Origin of the sequence: Xanthomonas sp. MUS 060, from assembly GCF_000963215.1 — a bacterium.
Lineage (GTDB): Bacteria > Pseudomonadota > Gammaproteobacteria > Xanthomonadales > Xanthomonadaceae > Xanthomonas_A.
In genome coordinates this window covers 35,447-48,313 of record NZ_JZIM01000020.1, presented here as the reverse complement: position 1 = coordinate 48,313, position 12,867 = coordinate 35,447, and the positions used below count along the sequence as shown (strand labels likewise).

10 protein-coding genes and 1 pseudogene are annotated in these 12,867 nt (G+C 62.9%); 4 read left to right on the top strand and 7 right to left on the bottom strand.

Annotation, left to right across the window (positions count from 1 at the left end):
• Positions 1–335 precede the first annotated feature (335 nt).
• Positions 336–1,547, bottom strand: coding sequence for a tyrosine--tRNA ligase (tyrS, locus tag XANALMUS060_RS14510; protein ID WP_045739042.1), 1,212 nt, complete (start codon positions 1,545–1,547; stop codon positions 336–338).
• 170 nt (positions 1,548–1,717) lie between these two features.
• Between tyrS and XANALMUS060_RS14505 the strand changes: the two genes are divergently transcribed.
• Both XANALMUS060_RS14505 and XANALMUS060_RS14500 read left to right on the top strand, forming a co-directional pair.
• A complete protein-coding gene (locus XANALMUS060_RS14505) occupies positions 1,718–3,169 on the top strand; it encodes a M23 family metallopeptidase (RefSeq protein WP_045739041.1) in 1,452 nt (483 codons plus the stop codon).
• A gap of 223 nt (positions 3,170–3,392) precedes the next feature.
• Positions 3,393–4,520 (top strand): anhydro-N-acetylmuramic acid kinase, encoded by a 1,128-nt coding sequence (locus tag XANALMUS060_RS14500; protein WP_045739040.1) that lies wholly within the window; start codon positions 3,393–3,395, stop codon positions 4,518–4,520.
• Between the two features lie 21 nt (positions 4,521–4,541).
• Here the strand turns inward: XANALMUS060_RS14500 and XANALMUS060_RS14495 are convergent, their stop codons facing one another.
• From XANALMUS060_RS14495 to XANALMUS060_RS14485, 3 genes are all read right to left on the bottom strand, one after another.
• A complete protein-coding gene (locus XANALMUS060_RS14495; RefSeq protein WP_045739039.1) occupies positions 4,542–4,769 on the bottom strand; it encodes a hypothetical protein in 228 nt (75 codons plus the stop codon).
• Between the two features lie 156 nt (positions 4,770–4,925).
• A complete protein-coding gene (locus tag XANALMUS060_RS14490; RefSeq protein WP_235430516.1) occupies positions 4,926–6,278 on the bottom strand; it encodes an MFS transporter in 1,353 nt (450 codons plus the stop codon).
• Positions 6,279–6,286: 8 nt separating this feature from the next.
• A complete protein-coding gene (locus XANALMUS060_RS14485; protein ID WP_045739037.1) occupies positions 6,287–7,087 on the bottom strand; it encodes an exodeoxyribonuclease III in 801 nt (266 codons plus the stop codon).
• Between the two features lie 115 nt (positions 7,088–7,202).
• Here XANALMUS060_RS14485 and pyrE point away from each other — a divergent pair, with 115 nt between their 5' ends.
• Together pyrE and XANALMUS060_RS14475 are read left to right on the top strand one after the other, a co-directional pair.
• The gene (gene pyrE, locus XANALMUS060_RS14480) at positions 7,203–7,853 is read left to right on the top strand and encodes an orotate phosphoribosyltransferase (protein ID WP_045739036.1); all 651 of its coding nucleotides are present in this window, start codon (positions 7,203–7,205) and stop codon (positions 7,851–7,853) included.
• 27 nt (positions 7,854–7,880) lie between these two features.
• Positions 7,881–8,564 (top strand): hypothetical protein, encoded by a 684-nt coding sequence (locus tag XANALMUS060_RS14475; protein ID WP_045739035.1) that lies wholly within the window; start codon positions 7,881–7,883, stop codon positions 8,562–8,564.
• A gap of 51 nt (positions 8,565–8,615) precedes the next feature.
• Here the strand turns inward: XANALMUS060_RS14475 and XANALMUS060_RS14470 are convergent.
• The 3 genes and pseudogenes from XANALMUS060_RS14470 to coaBC form a co-directional block, all read right to left on the bottom strand.
• A pseudogene (locus XANALMUS060_RS14470) lies at positions 8,616–10,935 on the bottom strand (phosphomannomutase/phosphoglucomutase).
• A 16-nt stretch (positions 10,936–10,951) separates the two neighbouring features.
• On the bottom strand, positions 10,952–11,422 hold the full coding sequence (gene dut, locus XANALMUS060_RS14465; RefSeq protein ID WP_045726789.1) for a dUTP diphosphatase: 471 nt from the start codon (positions 11,420–11,422) through the stop codon (positions 10,952–10,954).
• Positions 11,419–12,702, bottom strand: coding sequence for a bifunctional phosphopantothenoylcysteine decarboxylase/phosphopantothenate--cysteine ligase CoaBC (gene coaBC / locus XANALMUS060_RS14460; RefSeq protein ID WP_235430515.1), 1,284 nt, complete (start codon positions 12,700–12,702; stop codon positions 11,419–11,421). Before coaBC ends, dut begins: the two co-directional genes overlap by 4 nt.
• Positions 12,703–12,867: the final 165 nt, after the last annotated feature.

Sequence of the window (12,867 nt, the reverse complement as noted above, 5' to 3'; positions counted from 1 at the left end):
TCGAGGTGGCTAACGTTGCCTCAGCCACCACCACCTGGGCGTTTGCTGAAGCGAGCCGGTCATCTTAGCGGCTTTTTCTCTAGCGTCAATACCTTTTTGCGAAGGTTTTGACTTCCTGACATGGGGCGGTGAAGCCAACACGTCAGAGGGAGAAAATTATGACCCCAAATCGTCTGCTTGGGAAGGGGGTGTGAAACATTTTTTCACCCATCCTTCACCGGAGGGTGCAGGTCAACGCCGACCTAGCACACCACACTCACAGTGGCATCCACTCATTGCGCCAAGCACCCCTTCGTATCCATTGCACAACAGGCTGTCGGCCTGATGGGCCGCCCTCAGCCAGCAACCAAATGCACCCGTGCAAAGGTGCGTTTACCCACTTGCAGCACACCTTCGAACCCTGGCGCGAAACTGTGCTGTGGATCTTCAACCACTTCGCCAGCAACGCGCACTGCCCGCTCCTTCAGCTTTCGGGTGGCCTCGGAGTTGCTGGCGGTCAAGCCCGCCGCGGTCAGCAGCGCCGCGATCCGCACGCCATCGGCTGGCACCACGAGCTGCTGCAGCGGCAACACACTGGTATCGCCCTGGCCAGTCACCACCGCATGCCAGCCGATGATGGCCTGCTCCGCCGCGACCGCATCATGGAAGCGCGTGGCCAGTTCGCGCGCCAGGCGCAATTTCACTTCACGCGGATGCAAGCTCCCCGCCTGCACCTGCTGTCTCAGTGCCTGCGCCTCGTTCAAGCCGATGTCGAAAGACAACAGTTCGATCCAGCGCCACATGAGGTCGTCGCCGATCTTCATGGTCTTGGTCACGATGTCGATCGCCGGTTCGTTGATGCCGATGTAGTTGCCCAGCGACTTGGACATTTTGTTGGCCCCATCCAGCCCCTCCAATAAGGGCATGGTCAGCACGATCTGCGCCGGCTGACCGTAGTGCTCCTGCAAGCCACGCCCCATCAACAGATTGAACTTCTGGTCGGTACCGCCCAGCTCGACATCGGCCTTCAGCGCCACCGAATCGTAGCCCTGCACCAAGGGATAGAGAAATTCGTGGATGGCGATGGACTGCTGGGCCGCATAGCGTTTGGCGAAATCATCGCGCTCGAGCATGCGCGCCACGGTGTGCTGGCCGGCCAGACGGATCATGTCGGCCGCGCTCATCTGCCCGAACCACTCGGAGTTGAAGCGCACCTCGGTACGTGCGCGATCCAGCACCTTGAACACCTGCTCCTCGTAGGTGCGCGCATTGGCAAGCACATCCTCGCGGGTCAACGGCTTGCGAGTGGCGTTCTTGCCGGTCGGATCGCCGATCATCCCGGTGAAGTCACCGATCAGGAAGATGACTTGGTGGCCGAGCTGCTGGAAGTGACGCAGTTTGTTCAACAGTACCGTATGGCCGATGTGTAGATCCGGAGCAGTAGGATCGAAGCCGGCTTTCACGCGCAACGGCCGGCCGCTACGCAGACGGGCTTCCAATGCTTCACGTTTGAGAATTTCGTCGGCGCCACGGCCGATCAGGGCAAGGGACTCTTCAATCGCGGACAAAACGGACACTCCAGCCGATGGCATCAAACAAGATGAATAACGTTAAAGGCGCGTCAAAATATGGGGCTTGGTGAAAATCCGAGCCAACTCAATGGTTTGACGCACTGATAAACGGTGTTTATGGTAGCCGAGTTTTGAGTCCGCGCTCTGCGGCTCTCGAGGAAAGCTTGATGCACAACCGTGATCAGGAACGCATGCGTCGTCAGCGTTTCAAACAACGTCTCCATGTTCTCCACGGCACGGTGCTGCATCGCAAGCTGAAGGAACACCTTCCCAGCGGACGCTGGACACGTCGCCACTGGATCCATGCCAGCCTGTTCGCCACGATCGGCGCCCTCGTGGCGACTATCGTTCCCGGCTTCTCCAACGCCATCGTTGTCCCGCTGCAGACCACACACGCGACGCTGACATTGCCGTTACCGCCAATTTCACTGGCCCGGCAACAGCAGCGCGCGAGCGAGGACAACTGGCAGGTCGTGCGGATTCAATCCGGTCAGACCTTGGGCGCAGTGTTCGAGCAGCTCGGCATTCCCGCAACGGTGATGCAGCGCGTGCTGGAGCATCCTGGTAGCCGCGATGCACTGACCAAGTTGCGGCCTGGCGCGGAGATCGCCTTCAATCTGCCGGAAGCCGGCGATTTGCGTGGCATTCGCTTCGACCGCGATGCCACGCACCGCATGGAATTGTCCCTGCGCGAAGACGACATCCAGGAAAAACTAAGCGAGCGAGAGACCAGCACGCACACTGTGGTCAGCAGCGGCGAGATCACCAGTTCGCTGTACGTGGCCGCGCGCAAGGCGGGGTTGTCGCCCTCGGCAATCGCAACGATGACCGACGATATCTTCAAGTACGACATCGACTTCGATAAAGATCTACAGCCCGGCGATCGTTTCAGTGTGGTCATGGACGAAACGTGGCGCGAAGGCGAGCGCATCGACAGCGGCAAGATTCTGGCCGCGACGTTCACCACACACGGTAAAACCTATACCGGCTTTCGCTTCGAGCGCGACGGCAAGCCTGCCGAGTATTTCGATGTCACTGGCCGACCGTTGAAGAAGAGCTTCATCCGCATGCCGGTGTCCTACAGCCGCATCAGCTCCACCTTCGGCGAGCGCATGCACCCGGTGCTGGGCACCATGCGCATGCACAAGGGCATCGACTATGCAGCGCCGATCGGCACGCCGATCATGGCCGCTGGCGACGCGCGGGTGCAGTTCGTCGGCACCCAGCACGGCTACGGCAATGTGGTAATCCTGGACCACGGCAAGGGCTACAGCACGCTGTACGCCCACATGTCGCGCTTCGGTAACATCAAGGTAGGTCAACACATCAATCAGGGCACGGTGATCGGCTACGTCGGCATCACCGGCATGGTCACCGCCTCGCATCTGCACTACGAATTCCGGGTGGACGGTGTGCAACGCAATCCCGCGTCGGTGACGATGCCGCCACCGACCCCACTCGCCGGCGCGGAGTTGGCCGCGTTCCGCGCACAGACCTCGCCAGCATTGGCGCGCATCCAGCGGGTGGAGAAACTGATCTACGCCGATGCCGAGCAGAAGAAGACGAAAAAGAAAGTCGCGGCATCGGCCAAGCCTGCGTCGTCGCACGACGCAGGCTAAGCGTCGCGAACAATCACGACTGCGTCGCCGCCGGACGACGCTCGGAATCCTCATGTACGCCCTGTACACTGCGGTTGCTGCGCGCTGTCCATTTCCATTCCGACAAGGATTCACAAGGTTTTATTAGCCACGGTCAGCGCACAGACACAGCTGCCGCAGCATCGGTTGACGCGCTGCATCGCCCCATCCACGTTGCGACGCCAGTTCTCGCCCGATACCCATCATGTCCAATCCGAACGCCCCCGACGCCACCTTGTTCCTGGGTCTGATGTCCGGCACGAGTGCAGACGGCATCGACGCCGCCCTGGTGCATTTCAACGCAGCCGGACGCGCTCAACTGTGCCTGGGCCGCACCTATGCCTGGACGCCGCGGCAGCGCGCGACGCTGATTGCACTGGGCGAAGGTGGCGATATCGCATCGCTGGACGCACTCGGTCAGCTCGATGCGGAGGTGGCCATCGCCTTCGCCGACGCGGCGCGACGCCTGCTCGATGAAGCCGGAGTGGTCCCGGCTGCGGTTCGCGCAATCGGCTCGCACGGGCAGACCGTGCGCCACCGGCCACTGGCCGATCCCGCTTTCACTTGGCAGTTGGGCGACGGCAACCGCATCGCCGAATTGACCGGCATCGCCACGGTCTGCGATTTCCGCCGCCGCGATGTGGCCGCCGGCGGCCACGGCGCACCGCTGATGCCGGCGTTTCATGCCGCGATGCTGGGTGCCGCGCACGAGGACCGGGCCGTCCTGAATCTGGGCGGTATCGGCAACCTGACCCTGTTGCCCGCGCACGGCCAGGTGCGTGGCTTCGATACCGGCCCGGCAAACGCACTGCTCGACGCCTGGTCCCAACGCCACCTGGACCAACCCTACGATGCGGGCGGTGTGTTCGCCGCAAGCGGCCAGGTAGATGCCGATCTACTGCAGCGGCTTCTAGGCGATCCATGGTTCGCGCTCGCGCCGCCCAAGAGCACCGGGCGCGAACACTTCCATCTACGCTGGCTGGAAGCACATCTCGGCACGACAACACGCATGCCGGCCGCAGTGCAGGCAACCTTGCTGGAACTGACGGCAACCACCATCGCCGACGCATTGCTGGCACAGCAACCGGCGACGCAGCAGCTGCTGGTGTGCGGCGGCGGCGTGCACAATCCGCTGCTGCTGGCACGGCTACAGGCGCACCTGCCAGGCGTGGACGTGGCATCGACCCAGACCCGGGGATTGGATCCGGATTACGTGGAAGCGATGGGGTTCGCCTGGCTGGCGCGACAGACCCTGGCTGGACTGCCAGGCAACCTGCCCGCGGTCAGCGGCGCGCGCGGGCCACGCATCCTCGGCGCGATCCATCCGGCGTGATCGCGCCACATCTGCGACGGCTCACAATCTAGCGCCAGACGGCATGGCACGCAGTGCGGTGATCGCATCGGACAGCGCATCCAATTCCAGTCCTTTGAAGCTGTTACGTAGTTCGTTTTCGCTGGCGAGCAAGCCCTGCTCGATCAATGCGAGAACCGTCCGGTGCTGCGTCCAACCACGGGCCTCGGCGATATGGCGGATACGCTCAAGCATGAGCGGGTCGATGTCGCGCAACAGCAGGTCGGTCATGCAGACTCCCAAGCAGGCGGGGACGCACACAATGCGTCATCCCACATCATCCGCAAGAAGCGGCGGACTTTCAATCCGCCGACAACACGACCAGCATCGCCCGTTCACGAATCCATGACCCCACCACAACGTCGGCAGGGCCATCTTGGTACAGCATCAATGAGCTGCGGCTCCCATGCCTCTATTGCTCCGCGACTCGCGCCAGATCAGCCAAATGACCAGCGGAAGCGCGACGATGCCAATCGCAGCGGTATAGATAAAAAACGGCGGATACCCCCAAGTGTCTACGATCTTGCCCCACTGGCTGGCGATCGACTTGGCCGGCAAACTCCACAGGGTACCGAACAGCGCATACTGCGTCGCCGTGTAATGCGGGCTGGTCAGCGATGACATGTAGGCGATGAAGGCGGTCCCGGCAATGCCATTGGCCACGTTGTCGAGGCTGATCGCAGTCGCCAGCCAAGCGACTCCAGGATCGATGCTGGCGATATAGGCATAGATCAGGTTGGCTCCGCTCAACATCACCAGACCGACCAACAACGTGCGTGCTACGCCGTAACGACGGATCAACAGTCCAGCGAGAAAAGCGCCGCCGATGGTCATCAAGATCCCGTAGACCTTGGAGACCAACGCGATCTGTTCCAAGGTAAAGCCCATATCCAAGTAGAACGTATTGGCCGCAACCCCCATGGTGGTGTAGTTGAGTCGGTAAGCGACCACCAAGGCGAGTGTCGGGATGCCAGCCTTCCAGCCCATCCGTGCGAAGAACTCGACAAACGGACAGATCACGGCACCGATGCACCAGGCCACGATCGCGCTGATCCAGGCAGGCCAATGCTGCGCACGCAACCGGAATGCCTCCACCAACGGTTCGACAGGACGTACCGAAGCGCCATTGCCAGCCATCGGCTCTGCGACGCACAGCGTGGTGACGAGGCCGAGCAGACCACAGACCGCCATACTCAAATAGGACGCCTTCCAGCCCAGTTGGGCCGCCACCGTCAGGGCACCGGCACCGGCACAGATCAGCGCCAGTTGGTAGCCGGTCTGGTAAGCCGCCGCCATTGCGCCTTGCGCATCGATCTGAACGGCTTCGATACGATAGGCATCCACGACAATGTCCTGGGTGGCAGCAGCAAAGGCGGTAAAGACCGCAAGCAATGCAAACTGGCGCGTGTCCAACGCTGGATCGGCCAACGCAAGCGCGACAAGCCCAACGACGATGCCTAGCTGTGCCAGCAACATCCAGCTACGCCGACGTCCCATCCGCGACAGCAAGGGAAGCGGCAGACGATCAACGATCGGCGACCAGAAATACTTAAGCGAGTACATCAGTCCGACCAGGCTGAAATACCCGATGGTGGTGCGATCAATACCGGCCTGGCGCAGCCGTGCCGACAGCGTCGTCAGCACCAACGCGAAGGGCAGACCCGAGGAAAATCCCAGGAACAGCATGGCCCTTACGCGCGGGTTGGCGTATACATCCAGCGAACGCCACCAGTTACTCATCCTCTGGATCATGTGCTGTAGTCCACCGTGAATGGCGCGTGGTCGGAGAAGCGCTGCGCGGTGTAGATGGCGCAGCGTTGCAGACGTTCGCGCAGAGACGGCGTGACAAATTGATAGTCGATCCGCCAACCGACGTCATTGGCGCGCGCCGCGCCACGATTGCTCCACCAAGTGTAGTCCTGTCCATCCGGGTGCAGCGCGCGGTAAGCATCGACCCAACCACGGCCGCTGGCCAGATTGGCATCTTCGGCACGATCAGCACAGAGGCCGTTGAGCCAATCGCGCTCGGCAGGCAAGCAACCGGAATTTTTCTGATTGGATTTCCAGTTCTTGATATCCAACGCCGAGCGCACGATATTCCAGTCACCGCAGAGCACGTAATCGCGGCCGCTATGCAGCCACTGCACCAAGATCGGCCGCAGCCAATCCATCACCTGGAATTTGTAGCCCTGGCGCAGCTCGCCAGAGGAGCCGGATGGAATGTAGAAAGACACCACACTCAACTGGCCAAAGCGCGCCTCCAGGTAACGGCCTTCCTCGTCGAATTCGGGCCAGCCCAGCGCGGTGCGTACCTCGTCAGGCTCGCGCTTGCTGTAGATCGCCACACCGCTGTAGCCCTTTTTGGTGCTGGCATCGCGGAACCACACGCGATACCCCTCCGGCAAGAACGCCGGCCCGGCAAGTTGAGGCGCCTGCGCCTTGGTCTCCTGCACACACAACACATCGGCCTGCTGGCCGGAGAACCACTCGAAAAAGCCCTTGGTCGCTGCCGAACGCAGACCGTTGGCGTTGAAACTGACAATGCGCATGGAAAAACCGAACCGAGATAACCGGTAGAGCCTAACGCATAATGCAGCGCGTCACTGTCGGAACCGGCTATGCTCTCATGCTGATGCCATCCCTTCATTTGTGCTCTCAAGTCTCATGACCGACTACCGGCAACGTTTCCTACAATTGGCGCTGGACGCCGAAGCGCTGCGCTTCGGCGAATTCACGCTGAAGTCCGGGCGCATCAGCCCCTATTTTTTCAATGCCGGACGCTTCGACTCCGGTGCCACGCTCCAACAGTTGGCAACCTGTTACGCGGATGCGGCCGAGGCCGCCGGGCTCGACTTCGATCTGCTGTTCGGCCCGGCCTACAAAGGCATCCCGCTGGCAACCGCATTGGCCTGCGAGTATGCGCAGCGTGGACGCGATCTGGCCCTGGCATTCAATCGCAAGGAAGCCAAGACCCACGGCGAGGGCGGCAGCCTGATCGGAGCGCCATTGGCTGGACGTCGGGTACTGATCGTGGACGATGTGATGACCGCCGGCACCGCCATCCGTGAAGCATTGGAGATCATCCGCGCTGGCGGCGGCACGCCAGCGGCGATCCTGGTCGCGCTGGACCGCCAGGAAATCGCCAACGAGCACGACCGCCGTTCCGCAGCGCAGGCGGTGGCGGCCGAATCCGGGATTTCTGTGGTCTCGGTCGCGCATCTGGGCGATCTACTTGCATTCATCCACGGAAACGCGGACCTTGTTGGCTTTCACGCATCGTTGCTGGCTTACCGGGCATGCTACGGCTGCGACTGATATGGCTGACAGCAGGGGGCTGCCACGATGCCGATGCACTCACCATGGAGCTGCGCCGTCCCGGCGCTGCTGACACTTTTTGCACTGTCTGCCTCCGCGCAGCAGCAGACGCAGACGCACCCCAAGAAACTTTACTGCTGGAACCAGAACGGGCAGCGCATGTGCAGCGATGCGCTCCCGCCAGAAGCAGTGAACCAGGCCCGCGACGAATTCAACGCGACCAGCGGCATGCGCAGCGCTGAAGTCGGGCGCGCGTTGAGCAACGAAGAGCGCGCCACGGCCGCCGCCGATGCCGCACAGCAACGCGCCGATCAAGCCGCGCTGGAAACCCGCAAGCGTACCGATCAGGCGATGTTGCTCTCGTTCCAGACCGAGGACGAACTGCGCAGAGTGTTCTCCGAACGCGCGGGCATCGTCGACAACAATATCCAGACTTCACGCTACAACCTCGACAGCCTACGCCAGGGTCTGGTGGAGGTCCTCGCCAACGTCGGCGCACAGGAACTGGCCGGGCACACAGTCGCACACAATCTGGCCGAAGACGTGCAGCGACGGCATCGCGCGCTCGTGCAACAAATGCGTATACAGGAGGATCTAGAGCAACAACGACTCAGCCTGGACGAGGAAATCAAAGACACCGTGCAGCGCTACCGCGCAGCAAAAGGCAACGGGCCGCAGACCGAGCCCGCAACGACCACATCCGGCGGCTGAGCCGCGAGCGGCTACCACTCTTCTGCCGCACACGCGTCGGGCGTGCCCGGCTCAAAAGCCGAGCACCACCGTCGGCAGCACCGTCTGCAACTGGGCACGGAACAATGCCTTGACCCGTTCCAGCGCGGTCGCGTTGCGCGCGCACCAATCCCCAGCCGTCGGGGAAATCGGCACGCACACCATCGAGGGTCAATAGGCGCGCGCCAGCGAACGGCGAACCCTCCTGCTGCGCCTGGATGGCCAACTGCGCAATCAACGCATGTCCGTCGTGCCCATCCAGCGGCACCTTGATCTCCGGCGTGGCAATACTCTCGGGCAACTCGGCAAACACCTCCGACGGCGATTCTTCGCGCTGCCCCAGGATCTCCAGCAAGCGCGCCGCCGCATAAAGGCCATCATCGAAACCGTACCAACGTTCCTTGAAGAAGAAATGCCCACTCATCTCCCCCGCCAATTCGGCATCGGTCTCGCGCATCTTCGCCTTGATGAGCGAATGCCCGGTCTTCCACATCAGTGGACTGCCGCCATTGCGCAAGACGTAGTCCGACAACTTTCCGGTGCATTTGACGTCGTAGATCACCAACGCACCGGGATTACGCTGCAACACATCGGCGGCGAACAGCATCAGCAAACGGTCGGGATAGATCACCTTGCCGTCATGCGTCACCACGCCAAGCCGGTCGGCGTCGCCGTCGAAAGCCAAGCCGAGGTCTGCATCGAAGCGCCGCACCGTCTGCACCAAGTCCTCCAGATTATGCGGATCGCTGGGGTCGGGATGGTGGTTAGGGAACGTACCATCGACATCGCAATACAGCGGAATCACCTCCGCGCCAATCGCCTCCAGCAACCGCGGCGCCAGTTCACCGCCGACGCCGTTGCCGGCATCGACCACCACCTTGAGCGGGCGGTCCAACTGTACGTCGTCGGCAATGCGCTGAACGTAGTCCCGGCCGACGTCGCGCTGCTGCAGTCGGCCAGGCTCGGCAGCAGTCGACAAACGGCCGTCACAGATGCGCGCGTGCAGGTCGGCGATGGCGGCACCGGACAGCGTCTGGCCACCGATCACGATCTTGAAACCGTTGTAGTCGGCGGGGTTGTGACTGCCAGTCACCGCCACGCAACTGCCGGCGCGCAGATGGTAGCTGGCGAAATACACCACCGGGGTCGGCGCAACGCCGATGTCGATGACGGCACAGCCAGCGCGACGCAGACCTTCGATCAGCGCCGCCGCCAACTCTGGACCGGACAGACGACCGTCGCGCCCGACCACCACCTCGTTGAGTCCCTGTTCCTGCATCATCGTCCCGATTGCCTGGCCGATGAGCGCGGCAACCTGCGGATTGAGGTCGCGACCGACCACACCACGGATGTCATACGCGCGGAAAATCTCGGCCGTCACGGCAGGCGCAGGAACCGGCATGACCGGGATCACCTCCGCTGGCGGTGGCGGTGGCGGCAGTGGTGATGGCGGTAATGGCGAAGCTGGCGGCAGCGGCTCCTGGCTTTGCAGGCTCTGCTGCAAGGTTGGCTCTTCGGCCACCGCCGTGGCGCGAGCCGCGCGCGGCGACAAGTATCCGCGTGCGGACAGCGACAGCAAGATACGTAACACCGCCAGCAGGGCGGCGATAAGCAGACACGGCAACGCGCCCAGCCCGAACGGTCCAGCCTCGGTATCGGGCAAGGCGGCGACCATGCGTAAACCGGTATCGCCCAGTGGGCGCGACAACGCATCGGCATGATTGGACAGCGCGGAATTTCCGGCAGCGATCACATCGTAGCTCCCTTGACGCAGCGCCAAGTAGCCGCTGTCCGGTACCGTCACCTGCACGACTGGATCGGTGAGCAAGCCCAGCGGCAGACTCAGGTAGATCACACTGGGCCTATTCCCCAGCGATACCGGCGCGGCCAGGCCGAACTTTGCACCGCCGCCATCATGCACCACGGCAGTGACGACCTTCCCGGTCAATACGGCTTTTTCCAGCAGCGCCAGACGACCGTAACCGAACCGTGGCGCATCGGCATAGCTGGATTCCAGATCGACCGGCAGCAGTTGTGCATCCTGGACCTGCTTCCAATCCCCACGCAGGGCTTGGACGACGGCTGCGGCATCGCCACTGGCCAGCGCCTTCTGCACGGCCGGTTGCTGCAAGCATTCGGACAGGCGTTTACTGGCCCCCAGCAGCACCTGTGTGGTCCGCGTCACCGACGCATCCCGCGCCCGTTCCAGCGCCACACTCACCTGTTCAGCGCGCAATTGCCTCACAGCGCTCCAGCCGAACCATCCGGCAAGCAGAAACAGCAGCACTGTCAGCAAGGGCACGCCCTTGCTCAAACCCTGCGGCAGTGGCCGCGTCTGTAGTGAATCGCTCATCAAAAACGCTCCCCAGTCAGCGCACTCCGGTGTGGCCGAATCCACCCGTTCCCCTGGCGCTATCGGCGAAAGTATCTACTACTTGTAGGGCAACGCGCACAACAGGCATCACCACCAATTGCGCGATTCGGTCACCCGGCGCGATGGTGAAGGCTTCGCGGCCACGGTTCCAGACGCTGATCAGCAGCGGCCCCTGGTAGTCGGCGTCGATCAGGCCAGTGCCGTTGCCGAGCACGATGCCGTGGCGGTGGCCCAGCCCGGAGCGCGGCAGAACCACCGCGCACAACTGCGGATCGGCGATGTAGATGGACAACCCGCTGGGAATCAGGGCGGTATCGCCGGGATCCAGCGTCAACGGCGCCTCGGTTGCCGCGCGCAGATCCAGCCCGGCGCTGGCCTCGGTGGCGTAATCGGGCAGCGGCCAGCTGTCGCCGAAGCGCGGATCGAGCAACTTGACCTGCAGCGGATAGGGCGTGGGAATGCTCATGCGTGCAACCTCTCAGCGATTAGATCCAGCAATTGTTCGGCCAGTTGCGTCTTGATGACCGCCGGGAAGCTGCGTGCGCCGTGTTGCCAGTAAGCGGTGGCGGCATTCTGGTCGCTCTCGAAACCGTTACCAACCACGCCGACCTGGTTGGCAATGATCAGGTCCAGGTGCTTGTCGGCGAGTTTGCCGCGGGCGTAGCGCTCGATGTCATGGGTCTCGGCGGCGAACCCGACCACCAGCTTCAGCGCCTGGGTCTGCGCGGCGACCTCGGCGAGGATGTCCGGCGTGCGGATCAGCTCCAGGGTCAAGGTATCGCCATTTTTTTTGATTTTCTCGGTCAACGCCTGTTTGGGCGTGTAGTCGGCGACTGCGGCGGTGCCGATGTAGATGTCCGCCGGCAAGGCCCCCAGCACGGCCTGACGCATCTGCGCCGCCGAACGCACGTCGATGCGCTGCACACCGTCCGGGGTGGGCAACTGCACCGGCCCACTGACCAGCACCACCTGCGCACCCCGCCGCACGGCGGCGGCGGCGAGCGCATACCCCATCTTGCCGCTGCTGCGGTTGCCAAGATAGCGCACCGGATCCAGATCTTCGTAGGTGGGACCGGCACTGATCAACAAACGCAAGCCACGCAATGCGCCATCGTGAGAGGTGGAACGGGGCGCGGCGGTACCGGCAGCGACCATCGCCAGCGCCGGTATGGCGGACTGCGCACCACCACCACTGCCCGCCAACGCCGCGACGATCTGCTCCGGTTCGGCCAGGCGTCCCGGGCCGGATTCGCCCTCGGCCAACGGACCATCGTTCGGGCCGACCACGTGCGCGCCGCGCTGGCGCAGCGTCGCAATATTGGCCTGCGTCGCAGGATGCAGCCACATCCGATGGTTCATCGCCGGACATACGGTCAGCGGCGCGGTGCTGGCCAAACACAGCGTCCCCACCAGATCGTCGGCCAAGCCGTGCGCCAGCCGCGCCAGCAGATCAGCCGTGGCCGGTGCGACCACCACCTGCTGCGCCCAGCGCGCCAGTTCCAAGTGGCCCATCGCCTGCTCCGCGCTGCTATCCCACAACGTCGTGCGGGTGATATGGCCAGACAGCGCTTGGAAACTCAGTGGGGTGACGAACTGCTGCGCACCGGCGGTCATCGCCACCTGCACCTCGGCACCCGCGTCGCGCAGGCGCCGCACCAGTTCCAGCGCCTTATAGGCGGCAATCCCGCCGCCGACGCACAACAGCACACGCCGCCCCTGCAGGGGCCTCTCAGAAGTCGCGGTCACGTCGGGAATGTCCTACCCATGCAAGAACGATTAGCTTACCCGATGGTTTTTAACGACCTGATACCATTGCAGCATATCGCCCGCCATCCTGGCGATATGCACATTTCCAACTGGCCCAGCGAAGAACGCCCACGGGGCCCCTGCAGGGGCCTCTCAGAAGTCGCG

Bases quoted from the DNA above. Each gene is read 5' to 3' on its own strand.
- XANALMUS060_RS14505 (WP_045739041.1), top strand. From the start codon at position 1,718: ATGCACAACCGTGATCAGGAACGCATGCGTCGTCAGCGTTTCAAACAA.
- XANALMUS060_RS14500 (WP_045739040.1), top strand. From the start codon at position 3,393: ATGTCCAATCCGAACGCCCCCGACGCCACCTTGTTCCTGGGTCTGATG.
- XANALMUS060_RS14495 (WP_045739039.1), bottom strand. From the start codon at position 4,769: ATGACCGACCTGCTGTTGCGCGACATCGACCCGCTCATGCTTGAGCGT.
- XANALMUS060_RS14490 (WP_235430516.1), bottom strand. From the start codon at position 6,278: ATGAGTAACTGGTGGCGTTCGCTGGATGTATACGCCAACCCGCGCGTA.
- XANALMUS060_RS14485 (WP_045739037.1), bottom strand. From the start codon at position 7,087: ATGCGCATTGTCAGTTTCAACGCCAACGGTCTGCGTTCGGCAGCGACC.
- pyrE (WP_045739036.1), top strand. From the start codon at position 7,203: ATGACCGACTACCGGCAACGTTTCCTACAATTGGCGCTGGACGCCGAA.
- XANALMUS060_RS14475 (WP_045739035.1), top strand. From the start codon at position 7,881: ATGCCGATGCACTCACCATGGAGCTGCGCCGTCCCGGCGCTGCTGACA.
- dut (WP_045726789.1), bottom strand. From the start codon at position 11,422: ATGAGCATTCCCACGCCCTATCCGCTGCAGGTCAAGTTGCTCGATCCG.